Source organism: Legionella adelaidensis, assembly GCF_900637865.1.
Taxonomy (GTDB): Bacteria; Pseudomonadota; Gammaproteobacteria; order Legionellales; family Legionellaceae; genus Legionella_A; species Legionella_A adelaidensis.
This window is the reverse complement of record NZ_LR134418.1, coordinates 354,409-378,451: the sequence shown is the minus strand read 5'-3', so window position 1 is coordinate 378,451 and position 24,043 is coordinate 354,409. Positions and strand designations below refer to the sequence as shown.

The following is a 24,043-nucleotide window of genomic DNA, read 5'->3' as shown; positions in this document are numbered from 1 at the left end:
TCACCGAACTACTCCTGAGGCAATCTTTGCTCCTGTTTTAGCCACTTGAATTCCAGTGTTTGTCATTTGGTCGCTATGGCTATCACCTGCACTAACTAAATCCATTAATCCTGAACTAGCCGCACCTCCAAAATGACTCGATAATCTAAGTAGAAGTACTGGTGCTATAAAATAAAAGATAACTGCCATATTTTTCATGGCGGCTACTGTCTCATTCTCTCCGAGGGGATCTAGCACTGAACGTTCAATAAATCCAACCAAGTGCCAGAGATACTGTAGAAAAATAACCATTACAAATAAAGCACAAATACTTCCTAAAGCTTTTGGACTGTAGCAGCTCAATGAAAGGACTAAAGGGGTGAGGATTATTAAAAAAAACATGAAAAAGGCCTGCATAACGGGCAATGTTTGCATAACCGACTCTCTTTTAAGAGGGGTCACCGTCCATGATTTAACCCATTGCCCAGCATTTACTAAGGTGTGTGTAATGGCGGAACCTACTTTACTGTTATTATTATCCATTAAATTTTTTACTGCATTGGTTTGTATATCTTTGCTTTCATTTAGTAACATTTTTGCAATGTAGTCTTCAGCACTGATGTTCGCCTTCCAGGCTTTGGGGTGGGTTGCTTTATACTTCTTAACCCGATCAAGCATTGCATAATAATTTAGATGGCGATTAAAAAAGCTCGCATGGTTTGAAACCTGCACTAGATCGCGACGAATTTGATTCCACCATTGCTGGCAGCTAGGATAGCCATCTTCAGGAAGTTGTTCAGGTTTAATATCGCCCCGGTTAGCTGCTTTTTTTAAGTTTTGATTTGGTGCTTGGTTAAAAGTAAATCCTGGAACTGGTTGGCGAGCGTGCAGTTTGTTGTAATACATTTTTTGGAAGATTTTAGAACCCATCCAATTTAAATCTTCCTCTCCACCATAACGTTTAAGCATGGACTCTAATTCACTATTTTCGTGTTTTTCACTATTAAACTGCGTTCTTGCTTCAATAAAACATTGACGGTGAAATTGAAGCGCTTGTTTGCGTATATCACTGGGTAAATAAGTGGAGACTAAATCCCCCTGTATCGATTGCAAACTATCGGTACAGCCGGTGACTTTCATCAAACCGTAGGTGAGGCTAGAAGTAAAATTTTGGATGATGGCAAAGCCAATGGGGATTCTTACGTCATTGGTTATTAAATCAGCAAATGCTTCATCATAAGTAGTACCACTATCACCAATAACAGCCGTTGTGGGACTTTTCATTCCACATATCGGTTTAAATTGTAAAGCTTTTGTTTGCAGAGGCACGCACGGGTATATAAATAGGGCGCAAATTAAAAATGTAACTGCTAGCTCATACAGGAAATTATTTAAAGCATGTTCAACAGCATAAAAAGCTCCTGCAGGGTTAAGCACATTTTTAAGAAAACGAAATCCAACCGCAAGAAAGCCTAGATATAAAAGTCCTGTTTGCCAAAGAGCACTAAATAGTACTTCATACTGTTGCCATCCAAGATAGGTGGTATAGAGTGACAAGGGGTTAAAAACTATCATGGTTATGCCCCCTTTTCTTGAACATAAATCGCGCCATTTTTCACCATGGGTTGTTCACGATCTTGTCCAGGAATGTTCTTATTCTGTCCTTGATGACGTGTCTCCATAACAGTGCCAAGGGTTTCGGTCATCATTTTCTTTCGGACATCGTTTTCAAAAGATAACGAATGAATATCACTGTCTAGTTTCTTCAAGGCAAAGAGAACCATATTTTGTGCGGGTTTCAAATTCTGCACTTCTTGGACTTGTAATCCTGCTTGAAGAATCCTGCGCATCATTAAGGCTTTATCCAGCATGTTTTGTACTGCAATTTCCTCTGCCAATTTTGATACGGTAAGGAGTTGCTCTTCTCTTGGCATGTGTTGAATTGTGATAATTACTTCATCGGTAATTAATAAATTAGACGCGCTTACTTTATTTAAATTTTCTTCGGTAAGCGCCCAACTTCCATCTACTAATTTCCAAAGCGCTTTGGCAATATTTTGACTACATGTATTCGCATTTACGCAACTCTGTAGAAGTGCTGAAAGACCAATACCCGCTTTGGCATCATGATTTTGTTTATTGTCACTGGTGCTTACTTTTATATCCCCTAATACTTTGACTGCCCAATTAGCAGCATCCATTGGTTTCGGCCAGCTTTGCGTCATTGGGTTTTTAACAGAGGGTTTGTCTAAAGAATCTAAAGGTTTTCTTTCAAGCAAGATGTTATAACCCGCAATAACGACATCATTAATGACTTTAATTGGTCTTTGAAATTTTCCGCCTGCGTTTCCTTTTTCATGACCAATCCAAGGTAGGCCGTATTCATCACGCTTTTTAGCAATGCTTTTAGCAGCCTGGGTTATATCCACATTTTCCATTTTTGAGCGTTTATAGGCCTCTAGCCATCCTTGGCTATCGGATACTGAAAGCAGTCCTTCCATGGGTGATTGATTATCTTCGAGGGACTCTTTCACCTCATAGCAATCTTTAACTTTAAGAGAAAATTCATTTTGTGCGAAAGAGGCTGTATTTTGTAAAACGTTATAAAGCGCTGGCATAGATTGTTGTAGTTTATAAAGCGGATATCCTGCAACGGATCCTTTTAAATTGTTAATGACCCCAGCAGGAATATTAACAACAGAATTTTTTAAGTCCTGAAATGTATTGGTTATAGAAACTACCGGATTAAATCCACTACAAGAAAAGCCAAGCCGACCATCAACATCAGCACCTATAGTAATAGTTTGGTCTTTGTTTACTGGGGGTACAAATAAATTCGAAGTACCACCAAGTTCATAGTAATAATCTGATTCGCTAGGCATAAAATTACCGGCAATAAGTAAGGATGGGAAAAGGGAAATAAGAACCATAAAGTTTTTTAGCATGATATCGTCCTATCGTTTTTGTGGTTTTCCTACTTTTGGAAAAGTTAAAGATTTAATAATCTTCCCGCGGTGTTGAATGCAACCTCTATACTTTCGCCAAAGTACAAAGACGTAGTTACCGTTCCCCGCCTTATCATCCTTAATGCCAAAGTCATTAGAATCACCCGGGTGGATGATACGATTAAGAGGGTATACTTCTTGCCAGATCACTTTTGAATTTTGTGGATCATAAATGGCATTGGCAACTACGCAATTTTTACCACAAGAATTCTGGGTTGATTTGGTAACATGTAGAGTGTTGTTATTGGTTACTATGTCGGCTGCATGCATGGCCGCTACTACAGAAGCTCGAAAGTTATAAGGCTGTGTTACTCGCATTAACCTGGGTATTTCTGGTCCCCAATGGTCCGTTGCAGTGCCAATATCATGAGTAATAAGTAGATGCGGGTGTGTAGCCATATATAAAATTTCTGCGGCTTCGGTTCTATCCATGACTGCATCTGCTTCTGCCAGGTAATAGGGAATTCCGAAACCTGTTTCTGCGCGATGAGATAGAAAAGGAAATCGATAAAATGCGGCTGGACTGCCAATTACATCTACTACGCGAGTCCTTTCATCATTCATGTGTAAATTAGTTATTTGTCCACTATCATTTCCAAAACCTAAGGCAAAGCCTGTAACTGCCTTATATGCTTTTTGGTACACCTTACGGTTGGTAGAATTCTCATATAAAAGTCTTGCTTCTAGCCATGGGCTTTCTTCAGGTTTATTGCTCACTGTAATGATCAGATCTGGTAAATATTGTTCAATAGAGGGAGTTATAGCTATTTTTGGTGGGAAACTTTTAACCTTCCAAGTGCAAGAACCAATTATTTTATAGTGGCTATTAGTAAAAATTTTTTGAAAAACTCGAGTCATAATCGAGAAAGTATTTATTGGGTTAGGAGGCTTTGTACTTTCCATCGCATAAGAAAGATTAGTCATAAAAATAAGTCCTAGAATCATTAGTTTTCTTAGGCTTTTCGAGCCTTTCAGCCATAATTTCAGCAGCAGCAAGGACGTCATGTTCTTTCTCCAATTCATTACGAGCAGCTTTTTCATTCTTTTCATTCATTAGCAAAGCAAGTAAATAACGCGGGGGGATGACACGAAATAATCCTTGATACCGTGTGCCTAGAAGAACGGCTTCAGAATATAGGCCTTTCTGGGAATCAATATCTCGAATGAGAGCTTCTTGCTGTGGAGTGAGCGTTTTGAATTTTTTTATATTAGCCAGCTCATTTTCATCTAAGCCTAATACAATCCATGTTTCTATCAGGGATAAAATTTTAGTTGCTTTAGCAGAACTCATGTCTGCTATATTTTGCGTAAGAGGAATAAGCCAAAGCCCTAATTTACGCGCAACTTTTGCGAGTAAGGTGGCATAAGCAACAATTACGTCTATTTCGAATTGAATATGGGCTTCATCGATTACGAGAAACATTGGACGCGTATCATTTTGAGTACTTTCAGCTAATGCTAAAATTCGAGGCAAAAGAGAAACCATAACTAATGCCAGTTTGCCTTTGTCCTCTTTGATAGCAGAAATATCAATATGGAAAATATCAAAATCATCTAAAGGTTCTGTGGGTACATTAAAAAAGCGTGCTTTGGCGGGATTAATTACATAGCTTTTTAATCGGTCAGCCATATCGTGTAAGCGCTCTTTTTTACGAGACACTTTTTCGACATTAATTCGTCTTTCAAAAGCTGCTAGGATGTGCTCAGTAAGCATTTGTGGAATATTTTTTTGCGCTGAGTCGTAAATAGCATCACTTAATATTTCAATGAGTAGGGTTTCATCGGCTAAAGTAAAGCTCTCTTCCTCACGCACATTGGCCTCGGTAATCATTGTTCGCAAGGCCAAAGCTAATTCTGCTAAATAAGAGCGGGATTCATTTTGACAATCAAGTTCTTCATTGTTTGCAATGAGTGATCGTTCTACTTTTAATTTTTGTAGCTCTATAGCAATGTTTTCTGACTGTTCGCTTATCTCAGGTAATGCTTTATAGGCATCACAGAAAGGATTGAGAGGAATAGCTTTATCTTTTTGATTTGATAAAAGGAGTTGTTTGGTTTTAAGTCCATGTTTCTCGCAATGCGTTAGCATACGATCAAAGGAGTTGCCCATTTCAAAAAGTACGATACGTGCTTTTTTCATAGCTAATAGGGATTGCACCATCCAGCCAATCAGAACAGACTTACCACCACCGGAATTAGCAAAAATTGCACAGTGTGAATTTTGGCTAATAAAATCATGATGGAGTAAATCAAAGAAAATAGGCTCTCCCAATCGATTGAAAAATGGAAAGCATGGAAGATGTCTCGCTCCTTGGTTTCTGCCGTACACAGGTAGTAAAGAAGCTAATTCAGTGGCATACATTAAACGATCAAAACAAAGGTATTTACGCGCATAAAATGGATCAAAATTAAAAGGTAGAGCATTTAGAAAAGAATTAAGTGGATGTAAATCGAATTGCGAATGAATCAATGGCATTTTCGCTTCATTGAAAATATTATGGAGTCGTTTTTCAATGTTTTGAGCATCAAGATCATCTTTTGCTTGGTACATCACAGCTTGGTTAACCCAAAAAAGCCGATTTCCCATACTTAATTCGTTACGCGCAGCTCTAATATCATTTCTAACTACCTCAGGTTTCAAACTAGTGCCCACGATACCTTTTTCTAATCGTGTAAGATGAGCGTCTAAGGTAGCATCATGAGCGAATACAACTTGTATGGTGTAAATACTGCCTTCAGGTAATGTATCTAAGATTGCATAGCGATGTTTGGGATTAGCTTGTTGGCGTTCACGCGATAGCAAGCCAATAACAGGAACTTCTTTTAACCCATCCACGTATAAAATTCTTTGATGGGTTTTCTCAAAAATAAATCCTTTAGAATCACTTTCGGGAGGAGAAAATAAAATGTTTTGCGCTAAATTAAATCCTGCTGGAACCGGCTGAGGATAAGAATGTTGATTTAAAAGTAAATCCGCTGACTTAGGATTGAACCACCGTACCCACCACTGGTAGTAATCCTTACCTCCAAGTCGTTTTATTTCAAGCCCTGGAGAGCGCAATTTAATTTCAATTTGATTAATTACTTCTTGATGCTCTAGTAATGCAGTTTCACGAGAAAGATTAGTTTGATGTAACTGCCGATAAAAAAGAACTCGAATACGACGCCTTCTTCCACGATAAGGGGAGCCAGTCTTGGGATCAATGAATAATCCTTCAGGTTGTGACATTTTATGATACAAATCTTCTAATCGTTTTAAATAATCTTGAGTTAATGAAGTGTCTTGTAAGTTTTCGGGAAGTGTCTTTTTGATATGATCAAGTACTGGCTCAAGAGAGTATTCGTCTTGGACAAACATTTGCATAACCCATGGATCAATGGAATGCAAGGGAACAACTGATGTAAAGGTATCGCGTATTTTTAAGAAAACAGCCTGTAAATACTCAGGAGCGGCAGCTTCGGCTGATATGTCTCCTATTTCAAAACCAGAGCCAAAACTTTTACCATCATTCAATAAAAAGACTTGTTCCTTTTCATTAAACTCCACCATTGCTAGTTTATCGGCAAAAGAAGGTAAGGTATTGCTATACCTTTCTTTAACCTCGTTTTCTTTGATAGGCGTAGGATTAAATTTTCCTAATAACCATTCACTGGAGTTTTTCAAAAAGTTCTTCATCTAAGCACCTAATAAAGTTCGGAAGCAAGAGCGTATTGGTTTTGTTTATACAGAAAAAAACGTGTCGTATAGGACGGTTTAATAATTTGCTCATCCCCTAGCTGTGCAACATGAGCAAAGACATGAATTGGCACTTCGGGATTGGGTAATGGTTTAAATTCATCATTAGTTTCCACAAGGTTTACTCGATAGGGAAACGATTTTGGCAAAGGGGTTTCTTTACTCTGCTGATATAATTGACTAATAGTTAAGCCTTGCTCGGGAATGGAAGTCTGAGTAATTCTGGAAGTGCTGCAGGCACTCACTCCGATACTAGCGCAAAGCATTATCAAAATGTTTTTCTTTATGGAAACCATAATCTAATAACCTCCCGTTAAGTTCTTTATCAATAGCAATCGTTTGACTGAAATGTAGGTTTAATTGATTGGGAATAAACCCAGAAGCGGTTCGAATGCTGGCAGGAACAAAAACCATGTCAAAACTGCCCTGAATTCTTTTTTGAAGCCAGTCGGTAACTTTTTCGCTGCCTTCGGTAATTGCTCCACCCGTGGCAAAATGGGTTAAATCACCTGTTGGGATAGCAATAGAAGTGCCTCCTTCTGCTTCGTAACTCATCTGCCATTTGGATAAAGCATTTCCTGCACCTTGAATACCACCAGCGAGCATTAGCGAGCCTAATACGCGTGGGGCGTTTGTAATGTATTGTCCCTTGATACAAGGATTGCCATATTGGGTTGTTAAATATCCAATACTTTCATTGTTAACCAGTTCGGCGGTTCCTTTCATTTGTTCTTGGCCAATTGTCACGAAATGACCATCATCAAAAACAAATAAGGCAGACGTTACATAGGCGCGTACACAGCTAATATTATCGAGAAACGATCCCACACCTATGGCATAACCGCTGACTTTCATACCAGTAATATCTTCTGGCAACTGCATTCCATTGGCCGTCATTAAGTCGCCGCGACTAACCATAGCGGTAAAAGGAAAGAGCGGTTGCATTAATTTGTCTTCAACCGGAACTTCACCTATTAATGCAGATAAAAGAGCTACCTTACTAAAATCACTGCCTGCCGGAATGGTATAGAACGGAGTAATATTGGGAGCTTCTTTTTTACTGTCTGTTTCATTTTGATTTAAAGAGTCACTTTTTTGAGATGGCTTTTCAATCAAGGAATCTAAATCCTTAATTTGACCATTCACTTTCGGAGAGGTTTCCTCCATAGGGTAAGATTGCAATTTATTGTCTGTTAAGGCATTAATTTGCTCTTTTAAATTTGATATTTCTTCTTGAAAGGAGCTATTAATTTCTACTTTGGGTTTTTTTAATTGTTTTTGGAGGCTTGTATTTTCCTCCTGAATTTTTTCTAATTTTTTTTCTGTTTCAATTAATCGTGCAGATACATCGCGTATATTGTCATTAAATTGACTAGCTATAGCTTCCCCAAAATTATTTGGATTTGTTGCTTTATCTTTTACAGGCTCGGTTTGTCGGCTATTAATCAGTATTAATATAACCGTGAGAACTACAGCGCCACTTAGAATTTTAAGTCCACTTTTTTTCATCGATTAAACCTCGGCTGTTGAGTCAATGCACTGGAAAATGGTTGTTCAGAAACCAGAAATACGGTCGTAGTTTCATGTTGATTTCGCGGCATTAATTCATTCGTTGGATAAAAGCTGGCTGCTTGCCAATGCCCTATAAGATCGGTGAATTGCAGGTGCACTGATTTACTAAGTAAATTTCTAACCTCAATGGACGTTACATATAGCTCTCCTCCACGCCAAGAAGCTATGGGGTGGGCTTCAACACTAGCGCCATAAAAAAGAGGTACAGTTTTATGGGTTTGCATAGGCGTGCGGTGAATTCCTTCCGGGATTTCCAGAACACGCTCTGGGGAATAAAGGGATTGAATTGCGAATCGAGTGAGCTGTATGGCGTTATATTCGTATTGGCTAGATGTTGTGCCTACTTTTTCTTCTACTGTGTCTACTACTATTTCAATGGGATTAGCATTTTTTAGCTTTTCGTCAGATTTTAAATTTAAAATGATTACTTCATTATCTGGTAATAGCTGCACTATTAGCCGACCTTCTGTAAAGGCCTCTTTAGCTTTGATGTAGAGACTATCCTTCACCTTTAAAACTTCTACATTAGAACCTAGTTGTTGATCCATGACTTTGATAGCTTGAGGGAATTGAACCAGTCGTTCTTGGTTGATAGGCAATTGAATCGTTAAAGGAATCTTTTCCCAGACCAGGTGTTCCTTTTCTAGGGCATAACTAACGTTGATAACAAAACAAAGAGAAAATAAGGCGAATTTAAGATATCTCATGGGCTACCTCCGTGTCGGCGAGTAAATCTTGTAGGCGTTCTTCATTGCGGGTATAGCCATCAAGAGCAAGTTGGAAAGGGTTATGGATGCGCGAAAGATTTACCTTCACAACGCGCAAGTTATAGAGAACGACCTTATCAGCTATGACCATAGCGCTGTTGTCTTTTAACCGCTGTGTTATACGCAGGACTAACTTAACTTCCCAAGTGTCTGGGCCAATTTTATGTATATCTTGTGGCTCCATAAAACGATACAGGCTTGCTACCTGACTTCGATCAAAAAGTTGTGCATTCTTATAAGCAGCTAATGTTTCACGAAGAAGTTGTTCATGCCGAGGGGTAAAATAATAATGAAAGGCTTTGAGGTTTCGCATGAAATCTTCTTTTCCATGATTGGACCAACTAAATAAAGAAGGCATCAATGAGGAAACAAAACCTTGTACATACTCATCGGGAATTTGACTTGCTTTAATCAATCCACCGTTGGCCGCCATATTAGGACTTAACCAAAATTCATAGCGTTTTGGGATGGTTGCCAAAATAAGCATTAAAGACAGAACGACGACCAGTAAAACTCCTACAATTGCGAGTAGTAATCGATTGTGATGATGCAAACTATCTGTTTTTTTCCAATATTCAAACATGGGGCTCTCCTAGGGTTTTATTTTTTCGCCACCGACCTTCATAGTAAAACCATGGGGAATGTTTAAGCTTTAATCGCACCATCCATTGAATTGCTTGTTTCGTTACAAAACCATAAGGCTTTCCCTCTTTAATTCGAGCAATTCTTTTAGGCCAAAAAGTAATAGCCAAAATAAAGCCCAGAAAAAATCCAGCGCAGCCACTAGCAAGAGGAAATCCCAGCATGATTCCCGCTAAAATGAAAAAAAATGAAGTTAATGGGGTGGTTGTAATTACAATCCAAAATAATTCCCGCAAACTTAGCCCTTTCCATGCGGGAAAATCATGTGACAAGTTGCGGGAAGAAGGTTGGCTCATACCGCATCCTTAAATTTTGAATTTAGTAATCATGGTGTAGCCCACATACCCTGATACAATACTTACGGCCAAATAAGTAATAGCCATTACCGCAAAGGTACCAAAAGCCACCATGGAGCCTTCATTCTTTTTAGATTCTTCAATTCCATGTTGGACAGTGGTGATAAATTTGATGAAGGTTACAACGGCAGCAATGAACATAAGCAAACCTAAACCTTGTTTCACATAAGTCCCTGCCACGGACATCATGCTTCGAGTTCCGTTACCAATATTGTCTGCCTCCGAAATTTTCGGGAACCAGCTATCCGCAAGTAGTACGGGGGCATAGCACAGATTTAATACGCCAATGTAAAGTGTACGAAGGGATTTTTTCATGTTGTCTCCTTAACGATTAAAATTAAAATAAAAAGGGTCAATCCAATGACTAAGCGGATGAGTCTAGAGCCTAGGCGTATTAAATAGCCGTTATAGTCTTTTTCTTCGGCGTCCATAAAATGATTTACAGACCACATAACTGCTAAAATGACCAACGCAATGGCAAGAAAACGAATACTGCTGGAAAAGACATGTGCCGGTATGTTATTGCTTGCCTGTTTGAAAGTCGTAGAAAACAATCTGGCTATTTCGTCTTTACTCATTAAGGTTTCCTCACAAAATCCATTTCCAATGCTTTAATCTTGCGGGGGGCAATAACAGGCTCATTAATATAATCAATGAGTCCATTGCGGATATTCATTAAATCTTCACGAAGACCAGCATGGTGTTGCCCTTGTCCATCTTCGAATCCTTCAATTTGCAATTGAATGTGAGTGTTTGGTGTTATTTGTAACTGCGCCTCATCAAGAAGGGGCATAATGGCATTTATTTGATTAATAATGCGGACCAACGTCTCGTTGAGATCGGGGTTCGATGCCCAGCTTTGTAGGCTTACAGTGAGTAGAACTAAGTAAAGAATTCGTTTCATATCGTCCCCTACAAATATTTTTTAAATCGACTGGCAGTAATGGCCACCATGGATCCAATAAGCACGCTTATCGGCACGAATACTAAAGAGGGGTTTACACTGATCGGAAGAAGTAACCAGAGCAAGAAAAAGACTATAAGTGCTTTTTTTAAATATTGGTTAAGCTTATGGAATACATAAGAGGATTCACGTCCTAAACAAGCAGTACGAATAGCTCTTTGATTTAATCCATCCACAAGCCCTGCTATAGCTGCTAAAGCAAACAGAGGTAGAGCAGCAATTACTATAAGTAATTTGATGAATAGGTATTGGGTTGTTAGAGAAATTAACTGGAGACCTTCTCCGGCTTTTTTAAGGAAATCTTCTGTTATTCCATGCATTTTTGGAAGGTTATTTAAAAAGGGTAGATTTATGCCAACGGGCTTTAGATGCAGCGGTAAATGAGTAAAAGATGATCTCTCATAAATTGGGCTTAATACTTTTTTCTGTGAATGAGCGAGTTCATTAATTCTTTGATATGCAGAAGCGTAACCATAGGTTACCCACTGATAAGTAGACCAAAAAATTAGCCCTAACCATCCTAAGAAAAGAGTGAGGAATAATTGCAGGGTCATTCTTCTAGACGTTTGTTTTATTGCCATACAGCACCTCCAGCAATAATGAGAGGATAATGCTGCACTTGAATGTAACTAAGTAAAGGATCTACATTAACCGGCAATAGCGGTAGTTGATATTTTTCTTGTAAAGCGATAATTTTTTCTAAATCATTCACATTGGTTACAAATCCTATGGCTTGCATTGCTTGTAATCTCTCTTGATTCGTTGCTAGCCATTTAAGAGATGTGTCGTCCACTCCAATTACAAATATTGCTATGTTAATAAGGTCAGTTTTCAATTTATTGCGAATTACTTTTCCAACCGTTGCCTTACTTTTTACAGGAACTCCAATCGGGCTAGAAAGGTTAAGCCGCATAGCAGCATTATCATGAGTCACCGTAAGTGGTATGACATCCATAGCATGAGCATTGAAGGTAATCAGAAGTAAGAGCAAAAGCTTTGCCATTAAAATCTCCCCAAATCGACAATTTGCGAGGTATTACCGCGAGCAAGTAAGAGAAGTGGGGTTTTTTTACTATGTAGCTTTAGTGCTTCAAACTGTTGTAAGCCTGGGGCTAAGATGATTTGATGATTGATTACCAAGCTTTGCGGTATTTGATTTCGATTTGCCCACAGTTGAATAGCTTCGTCATTCATTTCTATAAAGAGCAGGTGTAGCTTGGCATTTTGAGTTGTGGTAATCGCATCAATTAGTTGCAATAGTATTGTTCTTACTGTGTCATTTTCTTTAATAAAGAAATAGAGGCTATCCCCTTCTTCAAGGGAAATAGGTTGGTGTGCGTATGGAGAGTAGGGGGACGGGTCAAAATTACCTACTACTGGTACATCCTGGAAAATGTGATTGTAGGCTTGATAAAAAGCATTATTCCAAGCAATGTTTTGTGCTACTTTCTGGGCTTCTTGGTGTGCTGCAATTTCCGCAAAATGTTCGCGTTCAGAGTCGGTTCTGGCATTTAGCCCGAGTATGTCAACCGGTGTCAGGCGAAGATTTTTGTAATATAGGCCACTTTGGCTTTGCAATAGTTGTAAGTAGCGCCTTTCTTCATCTTCAGTTAAACCCCAGACCTTAGCTTGGTAGACTTGCTCTTCACTGAGTTTAATGTTCTTTTCTTCAACCACTTCATCGTGAAACTCGATTAAACCCGCTTTCGCTAATGCGTTATCTTCATTTTGAATATTTTGGGTAACTATTCCAGGAATATATAAATTTGCTAGAGCATGCTGACTTAATAGGATTCCAAATGCTATTGAAGAGAGTTTACGCATCACCCATCTCCTGATGCTGCAGATGGGCAATTACATGTTCCTTATTACCATTTTCAAACTCTATTATTTGTTTAACAAAATCAATAAAAAGTACGCTCCAGCCTCCTAATGAGTCACCTTTTTCGAGGGCTTGGGTTTTATACTTATAAGCTACAGAAGCTACTGGTACTTCTTGGATACTATCAATGCTTAGTATTTTAAAAGGCAATTGGCTCTCAGGAAGTATCTTTACCGGTTGTTTTTTTTCATCTAAGTGACGTAATAAATCAGTTATTCCATCGAGCTGTTTTTTAATAGCAATTTGTTCTGTGGTAAATATTTCCCCTAGTTGATGATCATCTTTGTTTTGAAGCTGCTGAATAAATTCGCCTAATTGCTTTAGATCATGAGTAATCGGTGATAAATCCGGTTTTTCAATGGGTTTCTGTAGTTGGCTTTGAATAGAGGCAATTTTTTTATCCAGGGTAATTAATTCTTTAGTTTGGTTACCCGATGATTCTTGCTTTACTGTAATAAAAACAATAAAGAGAACATTTAAGAGGAGAAGACAAAGCCATTTCAATTCAAGGTATTTTTTCATGCTGCTCTCCTTGCAATTAATGTAAAGTTAATTTCCCGTAACAAGTCATCCTGCTTAAGAATAAAAAGCTTTTGCCCGACTAAAACTGTTAGACCCTCGGCTATGGTCAATGGACCTAAATTTCTATTGATTTGGGGGAGAGGTTGCGGGAAAACTTGTTTTAAACTTTCGCTTTGTTTTTCTTTACTTACTAGGTGGTACCCTGAGTAGCGCACCCAGTATTGCACTGCATCTTCAATAGTTTGTACTGATATTGGGAAATGAATTTGTTGAACGGTTTTAAATGGGTTTATTTGAGCTGCTAAAGGTTGATTCTTAACCGTAGCATATCGGCTAATCTGGGTAATATCCGCAGCTTGCGGATAGCTACAAAAGAAGACCATACTACAAATTATAAAATGTTTACGCATAAAATCTCTCTATGAGTTGGATGGTTCAAGTTCTTCTTGTTTTTTCTTCTTTTCTAACTCGTGCTGTTCAATACATTTGCGGATAAAGACTTCTTTGCGGTCAATATCAATACTTCTAGGTGCTTTTATCCCCACGCCAATAAGTTCTCCTTTCTGAAATAAAAGAGAGACTTTAATTTTTCCTTTATCAATGTAGATTTCTTCCCCAATACGACGGATTAATGTCAGCATGTTTTTTTCTCCTTAGTTCCTTTAGTGAGGCTTTCTTTCATTTTGTCGATGTTGTATTTGACAACCTCTGGCTTTGCAGGAGTGTGCGGCACAGACAAAAAAATGTTTGGAGTGCGTCGCGACTTAATAGACTGGCAATAATCAACAAATAAAGGCAGGGCCGGAGGGAACATACAATCCTTTTTTGTTCTTACTAGAGCTTCCTTTAAAATTGAATTATCAAAGCCTAGTAAGCTTTCTGACCATTCCTTCTTGGCAAATTCCAATACCTTTTGGTTTTGATAAGCTGTAAGCCAAAGCTGTCCATAAATCGCGGCAAAACGGGTGAATAAAGTGTCTATGCGTTTTTCATTAGCCTCTATGCTTGTTGAACTGGAGGACATTGCTTGTTTCTGTGTGGGTGGGGCTATCTTCACAGTCAAAGTCGAAGCTGGCATCCTTGCAGGATTCTGCGAGGATATCGGCAGCGGATTTTTTTCGAGAATAGTTTTGATGGGATGCATCTCTTGGCTCCTGAGTTCTTAAAGTTAACAGTTCATCATTCCAGCATCTTTGAGCTAACCAGTTGGCAGGGAATTTCCACTTTGGAACCCAATCACCTGCCAGTTCCATTTCCATACGGTTTTTAATTTGGGCTTGAAGTGTATTGAGGATTTGATAAAACAAAGTTTCATCAGGCCTAATCTTAAAAAACTCCTGAAAGGCTCTGCTTTCATCTAGCTTTTGTGGATAAATTTCCCAAAATTTTTGAAATTGTTCGCGAACATACACACACATATTATTTTCTGAGTTATGAGGTGTGTCGGGTTTTATGTTTTTTGCTGTGTCGGGTTTTTTATAGTTTTGGATGTAAGTTTCAGATTTTAAATGATTTTCAGTGTTCGGGTTTGTGTCGGGTTGAGATGTCGGGTTTGTGTCGGGTTTATTTTGAACAGACAAATCCGAGTCGGCTAAAATACATTTTAAAATAAGATTTTTACGATTAGATTGAATTTCAATAAGACCAGCTCTTTCAAGAGCGTATATAACACGACGTAATTGCTGGCGGCTGGGGCTGCCTGAATGCTCCAGACCTTGATGGGGTTCAACATATAAGTCTTCAGCAAGCGATTGATAACTAATGCGTCGCTTTTTACTGCCTACTAAAAAGGTTTCACGGTCCATATAGGGGCGAATTCCAAGCAAGTAAGTAGATTGTTGGATATAAGGCAAACCCATTAGTGCCGACAATTCATTTGTATTCACAAATAAAAACCCCATTTTTCGATTCTTCCTAAAATCCTGCTTAAAAAATCACTTCTTGAAATATCAAACGAATTCAATTAGCATCAATCGATAACACGATTTGTGTTATTGATATCTCATTGTAAATAGGCACTTTTTAGAGTCAATGGGGTATTTTTAACTGATAGCAAATGAACCTAAATGAATATGAAAAAAGTTATAGGTAATAGAATTACCCAGGCTAGAAAGGCTCGTGGGATATTGATCAAAGACTTGGCTGAGCGCACAGGCTTGAAAGCCACGAGAATAAGTAATTGGGAACAAGGTACTCGGAGTCCTGGACCTGAAGAGGCAAAAATTTTGTCTAAAGAGCTAAATGTTGCGGCTTCTTGGTTGCTTTGTTTGACGGATAATCCAATGGGAGAATGGTTAGAAAACAAATAATTCACCTAAAGATAAACATAAAATAGTAAGCATTAATAGGTGGGGCGTTTTTTTAATTGCTTTCTATTTTAAACTTTAGATGTGGTCTCTTATACCTGCCACGATTTACTTTAATAATAACAACCGATATGGCAACTAAGTTAAAAATCAAAATAGAAGGGGAAGAAGGAACCTGTGTTTTCTGTACTAGATAAAATGAAATCAAAGGAGCCAATCCTGCCGATAAGCTTGCTGCAATTGAATACAGCACAGATAAGACCGTGCATCTTAATTTAATAGGAAACATTTCGGCCAAAATCACTGGAACAGTGGCATAATAAGCTCCAGCAGGAATTGCTATCATCGCTTGAGTCCAAATAAAATTGTTCAAATTATCATGAGACAATGAATTAAAAAATGGGATGGAAAGCAACAAAAATCCTAGGCTAGCGCATATAACAATTTTTTCTCTATTAATCTTATCAGATAGTTTCCCAACCATGGGGAAGACGCACAGCAGAACTATCAATGAAATAATGTTTGATGTAAGAATTTCCCGATCTTGAAAATTTCCGTATAAATGAGCTTGCATAGGCCCATAAATAAATATCTGAAAAGTAGTTGTTACCCCTAAACAGCTTAAAATAAAAACGTATAGGGATTGTAACTTACTTGTTTTAATGAAATTAAAGGACTCTAAAAGTAAATTTTTAAAGGTGGGTTTAGGCTTTTCTGAATAATATAGAATGTATTCCATACTCTCCGGAATGCACAATCGAATGTATAAACCAATAGATGATCCTAAAAGGGCCAAAACAAAGGGAAGACGCCAAATAAGCCAATCTGCTTCAGGGTACCTATTGATTACAAAGCTTACAGCAAGTGATACCAGTGAGGCCATTAAGAGGCCTGACATCGTGCCAAAGGATGCCCAGCTACCAAAGAAGCCTCTTTGAGTTTCTTCAGCATTTTCAACAAGATATGCGGACGAGTTTAAATATTCAGCTCCACAAGAAAAACTTTGAATAATTCTCAGCAGTAGCAATATCATTGCTGAATAAATTCCAATGGAGCTATAAGGCGGTACCAAGCCAATAAGAGCAGTTGAAACACCCATTACGAGAATGGAGCCTGCTAAGATAATTTTTCTACCGTAAGCATCAGATAATAATCCCATTAACAGTGCCCCAATGGGCCTTGCTATATAACCCGCAAAAAAAGTTAGAAAAACCAGAAATAAACCTTTAGTCACATCTCCAATTAAATACTTAGCGAGGTAAACCGACAACAAACCACAAATTGCCATATCAAAGGATTCAATTAAATTTCCCAGAGTGCCTGCGAGAATAATTCTGGTTTGATGCTTCATGCACTAGCCTTTTTTTGTAGCTCGGTTATTGTAGTTAAAGAGTCTTTATCTTCTATATGGTCAAAGAATAAAAAGCCGTTTAAATGATCGATTTCGTGTTGCAGGATTCTTGCTTCTAATCCGGTTGCTCTTTTATTTATTTTAACTCCATCTAGGTTATATCCTGAGTACTCTATCTCGGTCGCTCTAGGAACTTGGCCCATTAATTCACCACAATTTAGACATCCCTCATAATCCGTTTGAATATCTTGAGATAATATCTTTAAAGAAGGATTTATTAACGCAGTATCCGGAATCGGATGCTCTGGTTTTCTACGTTTTGTATAGTTGGTACCAAATACAATAACTCGTTTGCTAACCCCAATTTGTGGTGCAGCAACACCTACAGCTCCTTTTTCTTCCATAATTGAAAACATTTGTCTAACCAGATTTTTAAGCCATTCGCTTCCAAATTCGGCTTCTGAAATTGGTTCAGCGGTTTCTCTTAAAATAGGATCATTTTTATCAAGAAGTTTGTTCATAGGGATACCTGATTGTTAATTATTAATTTTAATTTTGGTCTTGTTTCAATATATTGTTTTTCAGGAAAGGGTATTACAGCTTGAATACTCTTTATACAAAACTTGCCTATAGCTAATAGTTTTTCATTGTGGATTTGTGATTTCTTTTGTATGAGAGGATGAATTTTTTTAAAACCGAAAGTAAATATAACGCGATAATCTGCGTATTGGTGTGGAACGGATATACCAGTAATCAAATTATGGTCAATCTCTTTATATTGCTTTAATAAACTCGAGCATCCGATATGATTTAGCTCACTCCATAGCCTTGGTTTATTTTGATAAATGAACTCAGGCTGATAATTGCCATCATTTTTCCATAAATTTTTTTCTATTAAATTTTGTTCTATGGAAGGTTTGGATGAGAAAAAGAAAATTTGATCTTTTTCATCAATTAAAGCAATTGAAATATAATCTGTTTCGAGTTGGCCTACCACATCAGAAAATATTCGACGTAGTGTCGCGTAATGATTAAAAAGATAGTCTTTAGCTTTAGGGTGAAGTCTAAGCTTAACAGCGGTTACATCCATATCTAAATATTTCTTACACAGCATGACTTTGCTTTTTACGTTCTTCATATGAAGAGATAGAACTTATAGCTAGGTCAATGATTTTTAGTAAATTTTCATTCGAAGTGTCAATTGCACGCACCTCTTTGATCAATCCTAACACAAAATCTGCATATTCGTCATTACTTCCATGGATAGTAGGATATAAGTGATGGCTTTGTTTTAATATGTAATGAAGTAAGTTTTCATTAATATTATTTTTTGAGAGTGTTGAATTTTCGTCATCACCAAACAATAACCATCCAGGATTGACTTGTAGATAATGACCCAGCTGTTTAATCTTTTCATAATCTGGTAAGGCATCCCCGCGTATGTAGCGGCGGCAAATTTGCTCAGACGATCCGGTAAATTCTGCCAAAGTTTTAATACATATACCATTAGGAGAGCGAGAAGCAGTAAATCCTTTATCTTTTAGAGTTTGAATCAACCGCTTGGAAAACGATTGATAATGTCCGTTAGTCATAAATTTCCTTTTAAACGAAATATTTTTAAAAAAATTAACATATAAAACAATATCATTCAATATCATACCGTATCTTAATTATAATATCTTAAAAAAGCATATTGATAATGAATTTAATATCGTTTTAATATTGGTTTCGCCAAATGAATCTAATATTAATTTTGGCTTAAATCGGACTATGATTCTTAAGTTTTACAGGAGTATGTTGTATGTTTCATGAAAAAAAAGTAATCATCTATAAGGAAATAATCCAGTATCTACTGGATTCTACAAAGTATTCGCTACAACGAATCGCGAACTTATCTAACTCCCCAGTTGCTTATTTGCAAATGATCCATCAATTCAATCGGTTACCGAGGGAAAGTAAAGTCGAATTAAATTTACTAAAACTATTCCTTACTGTTATTGATATGGAATTAAAGGGCGAATGGAAAGCACGCCTGACTCTCGAATGACATGGACTTGGAGAAGATCATGCAACCTCTTAATAATTTATTTTCACAACAGATTTTGTTCATAAATGACTTGGAAACCATTATAGGAAAAGACAGATTGACTCTTAGACGTTGGTGGACAGATGGTAAATTTCCTTTACCCGTAAAATTACATGGGAGGACACTTGCCTGGCATAAAGAAGTTATTGATGAATGGATAAACCAGAATATGAAAAAATCTATAATCAAAATTTAGAATAAAAACGAAAGCAGGAATGGCCTATTTCAATTTTTCCTTAGAAGGGGATGCTCATTAACTCAGTAAATCCCTGAAAAATCAGGAAATATTGGGTCATAAAGAAGCACTATTGATCATAATAGAGCATAATGGTATTGTTTTGCAGATTTCAGGGAAACTCAACCTCGTTAAAGGAATATTATTATGCCGTTACCGCTTTTATTAGGAGCTGCTTTGGTTGCAACCGGAAAGGCTTCTTCTGTATCAGTTGCATACTATATTGGTGGAGGGGTGCTTGCAGGAGCAGGATTAACGGGTGGTCTTTGGTACTATGTATCTAGTAACGATAATAGGTTACTCCAAGAGCACATGGAGGCTTTGAACGCTCAGCATGAAATAACTAATAACCGAATTGCACTCGCAAATAATACACTAGACCTACTCTGTCAGAATGTGGCTCGCTTAAAGTCTGAAATTAATTCAGCAACTGGATCAAACGCGTTATCCATTGAACAACTTCAAGAAATAACTGAACAATTATCTGATACAAGCCAACTTTTGCAAAGAACAATAGGGACAGTAGCTTATTCCTCTTCGAATTTAGATAGATCAGTTATTGAATTAAAGGCAGTAACAGAACAAATCCAAAGCATGGACTACTGCTCCCAATCAAAACTGGCCGCTTTCAATGAGAACCTAGCTCAAAAAGAAAAAGAACTTGCGCAGACAGCACTCGAAATAAAAACATTAAATAAGATAGTGGGCGAGCAAGCACAAACTATAGATAAACTGACTGATGTGGTAGAAACACTAACAAATGATAATAAAGCAAAAGAACAAACTATAGAGGAAAAACAGAAGGCGATTGACCAAATAAAAGCAAAATCTTTGAAACTTGTGGATCAATTAAGATTTTTTAAACAAGTGATTGACCAGCAATCAGCGCCAGCATCAACAGCAGTTATATCTCAAACCAGCTCTTCACCGTTTAATTAAATTAACAGGACGTTAAAAAAATGACACCAATATTTATATTTTTTACGTGGGTAAGATCAAAACTTACAGCTTTATCCCTATGGTTTTATCCTCTGGAAAATGATCTCCCTAATGATGAATCAGGTGAGCTAATCAAACGGTACCTCATGCATAAAAGTTGGTTTGATAAATTAACTTCCTCATGGGTTGATAAACCTATTTTTGAAAAATTGGTGTATTTGGTGGGTGCTATTTTACTCTCTGCGTTAATTGGAGTAGTTGTAGGAGCTACAACCGTGCTTGTGTTAACCACAGTTGCCCTTTCGCTACTTATTCATGGCCTATTTTATACTCATGAACAACATCGTCATTTAGGGGCTAAAATCTTTGCAGCTGAAGAATTAGCAGCTATTGAAGACCTAAAGGCTAGTGAGCAAATGTTTAATAATGCTACGAGCAAACTAGATGCTGTGGTTATCGAGCTAACTGATCAACCCCTGATATTGCAAGAGCAAGCGGCTAAATTAGATTTGGAAAGACAAAAGATTACAACGCAAAACAATGCATTAAGCATCATTGTGGAAGCGGTAGAAACAGAAACAACTCACTTAGTGGATCAACAAAGAGCTGTTAATCAAGAATTCAGTACAATTTCCAGACACTTGCAACAATATGATCATCAGATTACTAGCTCAAAAGATAAGCTATCTGCCGCTGAGGACGCAGCGGTTTCATTCTCAAGTGCAGTACAAGAACTTCAACAAAGCCAAAAAGAATTTTCACAAGCTGCAAATCGATTTTGCTTATTTGTAGAAGGACAGATGGTAAAACGTGAGGAGGGCAAATCTCAAGCGACTTCTTTAGAAGAAACAGATTTTATAGACTTCCTTGATCGAGAAATAGCAGATAACGACGAGTTGATTAATGCATTGAAACCAGTTAATTAAGCCATTTTTTTCACCTTTAGCAAATTGGTAACATGCTTCAACATTATAGTATTCTTATATCTCAGTTACTTGTTTAGAAGCTATGTCACACAAGATATCTTGATGGACAAGGTTTTTATAGTTTGACTCCAAAATTATAGATAGTAACTTCCTTAATCGCGTTTTCTAGTCCCTTGACATTTAAAACAATATTACCTAATTTACAGTTAAACACTTATTTAACTGTTGATATGAAACCGCACTCGGAAAAAACCTTTGCAACGATAGCAGATATTTTGCGTATAATGGGCGAACCAAATCGCTTAAAACTCTTGCTGTCTTGCCTAGAAAACCCCCAATCTGTTGGGGGCTTAGCAGATCAGTTAGGCTTATCAGTGCCTCTGGTCAGTCATCACTTGCGTATACTTCGCTCAGCTCGATTGCTGTATGCAAAACGAGAAGGAAAGCAGGTTTTCTATGAAATTGATGATGAGCATGTCCGGTGCATTCTAATAGACATGATTAGTCATTTTACTGAAGAAAGAGGTAACAATGGAGATCTTTAGCTTATTTATTAACCAGCTGATTCCCTATGGCTTTTGCAGAAAATTAATATGAATTCTTCTATAACCACTCTATACGTCGTAGGCCTGGATTGCCCCTCAGAAGAAAAGCTTATTCGGGGTCAATTGGAGTCTATGCCCGAAGTAGAGAAATTGCTTTTTAACTTTATCACCCAAGAAGTCACCATTCATCATCATTTAAGAAACCCGGGGCCTTTGATAGATAAGATTGCAGTGCTAGGAATGAAGGCGAGCTTAAAGACAAAAGTAGATAAAGAACATCTGAAAGAGAACCCGCACCCTTCATGGTGGGTACTGGGTTTGGCAGGATTTTCAGCACTTATAGCTGAATTGATTGCCTATCGTCTATCCGATGAGCAATCCCCTTGGGTCGCAGTACTATCACTGATTGCCATGGCAATCAGTGGAAAAACTACTCTTGAGAAAGGATGGTTAGCACTAAAGACCAAAACACTGAATATTAGTAGCCTTATGCTCATAGCCATTACGGGTGCGATATTCATTGGCGAGTGGCCGGAAGCTGCCATGGTGACTGTTTTATTTGCACTTGCCGAACGAATTGAAGTGTACTCCTTGGATAAAGCGCGAGAAGCTATCCGGAAGTTGATGGAAATTGCGCCTGATGTGGCTACTGTTAAAGCGGCGGATGGAAGTTGGCAGAGTATGCCCGTTAGCCAAGTTGCTTTAGATGCTGTGATCTGGGTTAAACCAGGGGAGCGAATCCCTTTAGATGGTGAGATAATTCTGGGGAAAAGCAGCATTAATCAAGCACCTATTACGGGTGAGTCCATGCCCGTTGATAAAGAGGTGGGAGATAAGGTTTATGCGGGAACCTTAAATGAACATGGGTCTTTTCAATTTAGAGTAGAGGTCGCCGCGGGTGATACAGTACTTGCAAAAATTGGAAAAACAATTGCCCAAGCGCAATCTGAGCGTGCGCCTATGCAACGCTTTGTTGATGAATTTGCCAAATATTACACCCCTGTTATGGTAGTATTTGCGATTTTGGTCGCTGTTGTTCCTCCTATTATCTGGGGAGGATTATTTTCTGTATGGATTTATAAAGCATTAACATTGCTCGTTATTGCATGCCCTTGTGCGTTAGTAATTTCCACACCGGTAACTGTTGTAAGTGGCTTGGCCGCTGCTGCCAAAAACGGAATTCTTATTAAGGGTGGAACCTATTTAGAACAAGGATATCGATTAAAAGCCATCGCTTTAGATAAAACAGGTACGCTTACTGAAGGAAAACCAGTTGTTACCAGATTGATTCAATTAAGTGAGCAGACGGATGAAGAGGTCTTAAGACTTACAGCCAGTTTAGATGCCCATTCAGAGCACCCCATTGCCCAGGCTATTGTTAAAGAATGGCAAAAGCAGCAACCAGCGAGTTCACTACTTGAAGTAACAGATTTTAAAGCCCTACCTGGTCGTGGGGTAACGGGATTAATTAATGGGGTACGATATTTTGTTGGTAACCATCAACTGGCTGAAGATAATAAGGTTTGTAATCCAGCCATCGAAAACCAGCTTAAAGAGCTTGAGGAAAAAGGACAAACCACCATCGTTTTAAGTGATGAAGAATATGTATTAGCGATTCTTGCTGTGGCGGACACGTTGCGCCCCACAAGCCAAATGGCCATCAAAGCATTGCATCAACAAGGAATTAAAACCTGCATGTTAACAGGAGACAATGCGACCACCGCCAAAGCTATTGCTGACCAGGTAGGTATTGATGAAATTCGGGCAAACGTTCTACCTGCAGACAAAGTTTATGCTATTGATGAGCTAATTAAAGGTTTTAGGGCGGTGGGGATGGTGGGAGATGGTATTAATGACGCGCCCGCGCTTGCGAAAGCGACCATTGGGTTTGCAATGGGAAAAGGCACGGATATCGCACTGGAAACGGCAGATATAGCTATTATGAATGATAACTTAATTAAACTACCCCAATTCATTGCTTTAAGTCGTAAAACTGCGAGTGTACTATTTCAAAATATTAGTTTGTCTATTGTGGTTAAAATAATATTTTTTGGCTTGGCGCTGGCCGGTTTGGCCACGTTATGGATGGCGGTATTTGCCGATATGGGTGCGAGTCTTATTGTTGTTGCTAATGGACTGCGATTGTTGAGCTTTAATGAACAAGACTACTCAATGATAAATGAGCTGCCATCTCTTAGTAATAAATATTTATAAAGACTATAAAGGATTA

The 24,043-nt window shown here is 38.1% G+C and carries 31 protein-coding genes; 7 read left to right on the top strand and 24 right to left on the bottom strand.

The window, feature by feature from the left end; all coding sequences use genetic code 11:
• Genes EL206_RS02925 through EL206_RS02830 form a run of 20 tightly spaced genes read right to left on the bottom strand, consistent with a single transcriptional unit; the run spans position 1 to position 15,326 of the window.
• On the bottom strand, positions 1 to 1,554 hold the full coding sequence (locus tag EL206_RS02925; RefSeq protein WP_058462049.1) for a conjugal transfer protein TraG N-terminal domain-containing protein: 1,554 nt from the start codon (positions 1,552 to 1,554) through the stop codon (positions 1 to 3).
• A gap of 2 nt (positions 1,555 to 1,556) precedes the next feature.
• On the bottom strand, positions 1,557 to 2,924 hold the full coding sequence (locus EL206_RS02920) for an integrating conjugative element protein (RefSeq protein ID WP_058462048.1): 1,368 nt from the start codon (positions 2,922 to 2,924) through the stop codon (positions 1,557 to 1,559).
• 9 nt (positions 2,925 to 2,933) lie between these two features.
• A complete protein-coding gene (locus tag EL206_RS02915; RefSeq protein WP_058462390.1) occupies positions 2,934 to 3,908 on the bottom strand; it encodes a TIGR03756 family integrating conjugative element protein in 975 nt (324 codons plus the stop codon).
• Positions 3,901 to 6,660 carry a conjugative transfer ATPase gene (locus tag EL206_RS02910; protein ID WP_058462047.1) on the bottom strand — a complete coding sequence of 920 codons (2,760 nt, stop codon included), beginning with the start codon at positions 6,658 to 6,660 and terminating at the stop codon, positions 3,901 to 3,903. The genes EL206_RS02915 and EL206_RS02910 overlap by 8 nt, the downstream gene beginning before the upstream one ends.
• 8 nt (positions 6,661 to 6,668) lie before the next feature.
• Positions 6,669 to 7,016: a hypothetical protein gene (locus EL206_RS02905; protein ID WP_058462046.1), complete on the bottom strand. Its 348-nt coding sequence runs from the start codon at positions 7,014 to 7,016 to the stop codon at positions 6,669 to 6,671.
• On the bottom strand, positions 6,973 to 8,229 hold the full coding sequence (locus EL206_RS02900; RefSeq protein ID WP_058462045.1) for a TIGR03752 family integrating conjugative element protein: 1,257 nt from the start codon (positions 8,227 to 8,229) through the stop codon (positions 6,973 to 6,975). Before EL206_RS02900 ends, EL206_RS02905 begins: the two co-directional genes overlap by 44 nt.
• Complete coding sequence (locus tag EL206_RS02895; protein WP_058462044.1) at positions 8,226 to 8,999, bottom strand: TIGR03749 family integrating conjugative element protein; 774 nt, start codon at positions 8,997 to 8,999, stop codon at positions 8,226 to 8,228. Before EL206_RS02895 ends, EL206_RS02900 begins: the two co-directional genes overlap by 4 nt.
• Positions 8,986 to 9,642, bottom strand: coding sequence for a DUF2895 family protein (locus EL206_RS02890; RefSeq protein ID WP_058462043.1), 657 nt, complete (start codon positions 9,640 to 9,642; stop codon positions 8,986 to 8,988). Before EL206_RS02890 ends, EL206_RS02895 begins: the two co-directional genes overlap by 14 nt.
• Positions 9,635 to 9,997, bottom strand: a complete 363-nt coding sequence (locus EL206_RS02885) for a TIGR03750 family conjugal transfer protein (RefSeq protein WP_058462042.1) — start codon at positions 9,995 to 9,997, stop codon at positions 9,635 to 9,637. Before EL206_RS02885 ends, EL206_RS02890 begins: the two co-directional genes overlap by 8 nt.
• 9 nt (positions 9,998 to 10,006) lie before the next feature.
• Positions 10,007 to 10,372: a hypothetical protein gene (locus tag EL206_RS02880; protein WP_058462041.1), complete on the bottom strand. Its 366-nt coding sequence runs from the start codon at positions 10,370 to 10,372 to the stop codon at positions 10,007 to 10,009.
• Positions 10,369 to 10,635 carry a hypothetical protein gene (locus EL206_RS02875; RefSeq protein WP_058462040.1) on the bottom strand — a complete coding sequence of 89 codons (267 nt, stop codon included), beginning with the start codon at positions 10,633 to 10,635 and terminating at the stop codon, positions 10,369 to 10,371. Before EL206_RS02875 ends, EL206_RS02880 begins: the two co-directional genes overlap by 4 nt.
• Positions 10,635 to 10,961, bottom strand: coding sequence for an RAQPRD family integrative conjugative element protein (locus EL206_RS02870; protein WP_058462039.1), 327 nt, complete (start codon positions 10,959 to 10,961; stop codon positions 10,635 to 10,637). The genes EL206_RS02875 and EL206_RS02870 overlap by 1 nt, the downstream gene beginning before the upstream one ends.
• Before the next feature lie 8 nt (positions 10,962 to 10,969).
• Positions 10,970 to 11,602: a TIGR03747 family integrating conjugative element membrane protein gene (locus tag EL206_RS02865; RefSeq protein ID WP_058462038.1), complete on the bottom strand. Its 633-nt coding sequence runs from the start codon at positions 11,600 to 11,602 to the stop codon at positions 10,970 to 10,972.
• Positions 11,593 to 12,024 carry a PFL_4695 family integrating conjugative element protein gene (locus tag EL206_RS02860; RefSeq protein WP_058462037.1) on the bottom strand — a complete coding sequence of 144 codons (432 nt, stop codon included), beginning with the start codon at positions 12,022 to 12,024 and terminating at the stop codon, positions 11,593 to 11,595. Before EL206_RS02860 ends, EL206_RS02865 begins: the two co-directional genes overlap by 10 nt.
• Entirely contained in the window at positions 12,024 to 12,845 is an 822-nt protein-coding gene (locus tag EL206_RS02855; RefSeq protein WP_058462036.1) for a TIGR03759 family integrating conjugative element protein, read from the bottom strand. The genes EL206_RS02860 and EL206_RS02855 overlap by 1 nt, the downstream gene beginning before the upstream one ends.
• Positions 12,838 to 13,425, bottom strand: coding sequence for a hypothetical protein (locus tag EL206_RS02850; RefSeq protein ID WP_058462035.1), 588 nt, complete (start codon positions 13,423 to 13,425; stop codon positions 12,838 to 12,840). The genes EL206_RS02855 and EL206_RS02850 overlap by 8 nt, the downstream gene beginning before the upstream one ends.
• Positions 13,422 to 13,835: a PFGI-1 class ICE element type IV pilus protein PilL2 gene (gene pilL2 / locus EL206_RS02845; RefSeq protein WP_058462034.1), complete on the bottom strand. Its 414-nt coding sequence runs from the start codon at positions 13,833 to 13,835 to the stop codon at positions 13,422 to 13,424. Before pilL2 ends, EL206_RS02850 begins: the two co-directional genes overlap by 4 nt.
• Positions 13,836 to 13,844: 9 nt before the next feature.
• The gene (locus tag EL206_RS02840; RefSeq protein ID WP_058462033.1) at positions 13,845 to 14,066 is read right to left on the bottom strand and encodes a carbon storage regulator; all 222 of its coding nucleotides are present in this window, start codon (positions 14,064 to 14,066) and stop codon (positions 13,845 to 13,847) included.
• A complete protein-coding gene (locus EL206_RS02835; RefSeq protein ID WP_058462032.1) occupies positions 14,060 to 14,449 on the bottom strand; it encodes a hypothetical protein in 390 nt (129 codons plus the stop codon). Before EL206_RS02835 ends, EL206_RS02840 begins: the two co-directional genes overlap by 7 nt.
• The gene (locus EL206_RS02830) at positions 14,418 to 15,326 is read right to left on the bottom strand and encodes a hypothetical protein (protein ID WP_058462031.1); all 909 of its coding nucleotides are present in this window, start codon (positions 15,324 to 15,326) and stop codon (positions 14,418 to 14,420) included. Before EL206_RS02830 ends, EL206_RS02835 begins: the two co-directional genes overlap by 32 nt.
• Before the next feature lie 171 nt (positions 15,327 to 15,497).
• Here EL206_RS02830 and EL206_RS02825 point away from each other — a divergent pair, with 171 nt between their 5' ends.
• Positions 15,498 to 15,734, top strand: a complete 237-nt coding sequence (locus tag EL206_RS02825; RefSeq protein WP_232048492.1) for a helix-turn-helix domain-containing protein — start codon at positions 15,498 to 15,500, stop codon at positions 15,732 to 15,734.
• 52 nt (positions 15,735 to 15,786) lie between these two features.
• On the opposite strand, the gene EL206_RS02820 is transcribed toward EL206_RS02825, so the two are convergent.
• The 4 genes from EL206_RS02820 to EL206_RS02805 are packed head-to-tail and all read right to left on the bottom strand — an operon-like array spanning position 15,787 to position 18,674.
• Positions 15,787 to 17,082, bottom strand: coding sequence for an MFS transporter (locus tag EL206_RS02820; protein WP_058462029.1), 1,296 nt, complete (start codon positions 17,080 to 17,082; stop codon positions 15,787 to 15,789).
• Complete coding sequence (def, locus tag EL206_RS02815) at positions 17,079 to 17,603, bottom strand: peptide deformylase (protein WP_058462028.1); 525 nt, start codon at positions 17,601 to 17,603, stop codon at positions 17,079 to 17,081. The genes EL206_RS02820 and def overlap by 4 nt, the downstream gene beginning before the upstream one ends.
• Entirely contained in the window at positions 17,600 to 18,220 is a 621-nt protein-coding gene (locus tag EL206_RS02810; RefSeq protein ID WP_232048491.1) for a flagellar biosynthesis protein FlgJ, read from the bottom strand. The genes def and EL206_RS02810 overlap by 4 nt, the downstream gene beginning before the upstream one ends.
• Positions 18,186 to 18,674: a helix-turn-helix domain-containing protein gene (locus EL206_RS02805; RefSeq protein WP_058462388.1), complete on the bottom strand. Its 489-nt coding sequence runs from the start codon at positions 18,672 to 18,674 to the stop codon at positions 18,186 to 18,188. The genes EL206_RS02810 and EL206_RS02805 overlap by 35 nt, the downstream gene beginning before the upstream one ends.
• 209 nt (positions 18,675 to 18,883) lie before the next feature.
• On the opposite strand from EL206_RS02805, the gene EL206_RS10170 reads away from it, so the two are divergent.
• From EL206_RS10170 to EL206_RS02775, 6 genes are all read left to right on the top strand, one after another.
• A complete protein-coding gene (locus EL206_RS10170; protein ID WP_058462027.1) occupies positions 18,884 to 19,129 on the top strand; it encodes a hypothetical protein in 246 nt (81 codons plus the stop codon).
• A 19-nt stretch (positions 19,130 to 19,148) separates the two neighbouring features.
• On the top strand, positions 19,149 to 19,364 hold the full coding sequence (locus tag EL206_RS02795; RefSeq protein ID WP_058462387.1) for a helix-turn-helix transcriptional regulator: 216 nt from the start codon (positions 19,149 to 19,151) through the stop codon (positions 19,362 to 19,364).
• Between the two features lie 186 nt (positions 19,365 to 19,550).
• The gene (locus tag EL206_RS02790) at positions 19,551 to 20,342 is read left to right on the top strand and encodes a hypothetical protein (protein ID WP_058462026.1); all 792 of its coding nucleotides are present in this window, start codon (positions 19,551 to 19,553) and stop codon (positions 20,340 to 20,342) included.
• A gap of 20 nt (positions 20,343 to 20,362) precedes the next feature.
• Complete coding sequence (locus EL206_RS02785; protein WP_058462025.1) at positions 20,363 to 21,268, top strand: hypothetical protein; 906 nt, start codon at positions 20,363 to 20,365, stop codon at positions 21,266 to 21,268.
• A gap of 230 nt (positions 21,269 to 21,498) precedes the next feature.
• On the top strand, positions 21,499 to 21,813 hold the full coding sequence (locus EL206_RS02780) for an ArsR/SmtB family transcription factor (RefSeq protein ID WP_058462386.1): 315 nt from the start codon (positions 21,499 to 21,501) through the stop codon (positions 21,811 to 21,813).
• A gap of 48 nt (positions 21,814 to 21,861) precedes the next feature.
• Positions 21,862 to 24,027: a heavy metal translocating P-type ATPase gene (locus tag EL206_RS02775; protein WP_058462024.1), complete on the top strand. Its 2,166-nt coding sequence runs from the start codon at positions 21,862 to 21,864 to the stop codon at positions 24,025 to 24,027.
• The last annotated feature ends 16 nt before the right edge of the window (positions 24,028 to 24,043 follow it).

What these genes read in the sequence shown, in the direction of transcription:
- def (WP_058462028.1), bottom strand. Translation starts at nt 17,603, where the DNA reads ATGAACAAACTTCTTGATAAAAATGATCCTATTTTAAGAGAAACCGCT.
- EL206_RS02830 (WP_058462031.1), bottom strand. Translation starts at nt 15,326, where the DNA reads ATGGGGTTTTTATTTGTGAATACAAATGAATTGTCGGCACTAATGGGT.
- EL206_RS02890 (WP_058462043.1), bottom strand. Translation starts at nt 9,642, where the DNA reads ATGTTTGAATATTGGAAAAAAACAGATAGTTTGCATCATCACAATCGA.
- EL206_RS02915 (WP_058462390.1), bottom strand. Translation starts at nt 3,908, where the DNA reads ATGACTAATCTTTCTTATGCGATGGAAAGTACAAAGCCTCCTAACCCA.
- EL206_RS02865 (WP_058462038.1), bottom strand. Translation starts at nt 11,602, where the DNA reads ATGGCAATAAAACAAACGTCTAGAAGAATGACCCTGCAATTATTCCTC.
- EL206_RS02860 (WP_058462037.1), bottom strand. Translation starts at nt 12,024, where the DNA reads ATGGCAAAGCTTTTGCTCTTACTTCTGATTACCTTCAATGCTCATGCT.
- EL206_RS02925 (WP_058462049.1), bottom strand. Translation starts at nt 1,554, where the DNA reads ATGATAGTTTTTAACCCCTTGTCACTCTATACCACCTATCTTGGATGG.
- EL206_RS02855 (WP_058462036.1), bottom strand. Translation starts at nt 12,845, where the DNA reads ATGCGTAAACTCTCTTCAATAGCATTTGGAATCCTATTAAGTCAGCAT.
- EL206_RS02805 (WP_058462388.1), bottom strand. Translation starts at nt 18,674, where the DNA reads ATGACTAACGGACATTATCAATCGTTTTCCAAGCGGTTGATTCAAACT.
- EL206_RS10170 (WP_058462027.1), top strand. Translation starts at nt 18,884, where the DNA reads ATGTTTCATGAAAAAAAAGTAATCATCTATAAGGAAATAATCCAGTAT.
- EL206_RS02820 (WP_058462029.1), bottom strand. Translation starts at nt 17,082, where the DNA reads ATGAAGCATCAAACCAGAATTATTCTCGCAGGCACTCTGGGAAATTTA.
- EL206_RS02840 (WP_058462033.1), bottom strand. Translation starts at nt 14,066, where the DNA reads ATGCTGACATTAATCCGTCGTATTGGGGAAGAAATCTACATTGATAAA.
- EL206_RS02900 (WP_058462045.1), bottom strand. Translation starts at nt 8,229, where the DNA reads ATGAAAAAAAGTGGACTTAAAATTCTAAGTGGCGCTGTAGTTCTCACG.
- EL206_RS02875 (WP_058462040.1), bottom strand. Translation starts at nt 10,635, where the DNA reads ATGAGTAAAGACGAAATAGCCAGATTGTTTTCTACGACTTTCAAACAG.
- EL206_RS02910 (WP_058462047.1), bottom strand. Translation starts at nt 6,660, where the DNA reads ATGAAGAACTTTTTGAAAAACTCCAGTGAATGGTTATTAGGAAAATTT.
- EL206_RS02870 (WP_058462039.1), bottom strand. Translation starts at nt 10,961, where the DNA reads ATGAAACGAATTCTTTACTTAGTTCTACTCACTGTAAGCCTACAAAGC.
- EL206_RS02825 (WP_232048492.1), top strand. Translation starts at nt 15,498, where the DNA reads ATGAAAAAAGTTATAGGTAATAGAATTACCCAGGCTAGAAAGGCTCGT.
- EL206_RS02905 (WP_058462046.1), bottom strand. Translation starts at nt 7,016, where the DNA reads ATGGTTTCCATAAAGAAAAACATTTTGATAATGCTTTGCGCTAGTATC.
- EL206_RS02790 (WP_058462026.1), top strand. Translation starts at nt 19,551, where the DNA reads ATGCCGTTACCGCTTTTATTAGGAGCTGCTTTGGTTGCAACCGGAAAG.
- EL206_RS02810 (WP_232048491.1), bottom strand. Translation starts at nt 18,220, where the DNA reads ATGAAGAACGTAAAAAGCAAAGTCATGCTGTGTAAGAAATATTTAGAT.
- EL206_RS02775 (WP_058462024.1), top strand. Translation starts at nt 21,862, where the DNA reads ATGAATTCTTCTATAACCACTCTATACGTCGTAGGCCTGGATTGCCCC.
- EL206_RS02795 (WP_058462387.1), top strand. Translation starts at nt 19,149, where the DNA reads ATGCAACCTCTTAATAATTTATTTTCACAACAGATTTTGTTCATAAAT.
- EL206_RS02885 (WP_058462042.1), bottom strand. Translation starts at nt 9,997, where the DNA reads ATGAGCCAACCTTCTTCCCGCAACTTGTCACATGATTTTCCCGCATGG.
- EL206_RS02880 (WP_058462041.1), bottom strand. Translation starts at nt 10,372, where the DNA reads ATGAAAAAATCCCTTCGTACACTTTACATTGGCGTATTAAATCTGTGC.
- EL206_RS02895 (WP_058462044.1), bottom strand. Translation starts at nt 8,999, where the DNA reads ATGAGATATCTTAAATTCGCCTTATTTTCTCTTTGTTTTGTTATCAAC.
- pilL2 (WP_058462034.1), bottom strand. Translation starts at nt 13,835, where the DNA reads ATGCGTAAACATTTTATAATTTGTAGTATGGTCTTCTTTTGTAGCTAT.
- EL206_RS02850 (WP_058462035.1), bottom strand. Translation starts at nt 13,425, where the DNA reads ATGAAAAAATACCTTGAATTGAAATGGCTTTGTCTTCTCCTCTTAAAT.
- EL206_RS02785 (WP_058462025.1), top strand. Translation starts at nt 20,363, where the DNA reads ATGACACCAATATTTATATTTTTTACGTGGGTAAGATCAAAACTTACA.
- EL206_RS02780 (WP_058462386.1), top strand. Translation starts at nt 21,499, where the DNA reads ATGAAACCGCACTCGGAAAAAACCTTTGCAACGATAGCAGATATTTTG.
- EL206_RS02835 (WP_058462032.1), bottom strand. Translation starts at nt 14,449, where the DNA reads ATGTCCTCCAGTTCAACAAGCATAGAGGCTAATGAAAAACGCATAGAC.
- EL206_RS02920 (WP_058462048.1), bottom strand. Translation starts at nt 2,924, where the DNA reads ATGCTAAAAAACTTTATGGTTCTTATTTCCCTTTTCCCATCCTTACTT.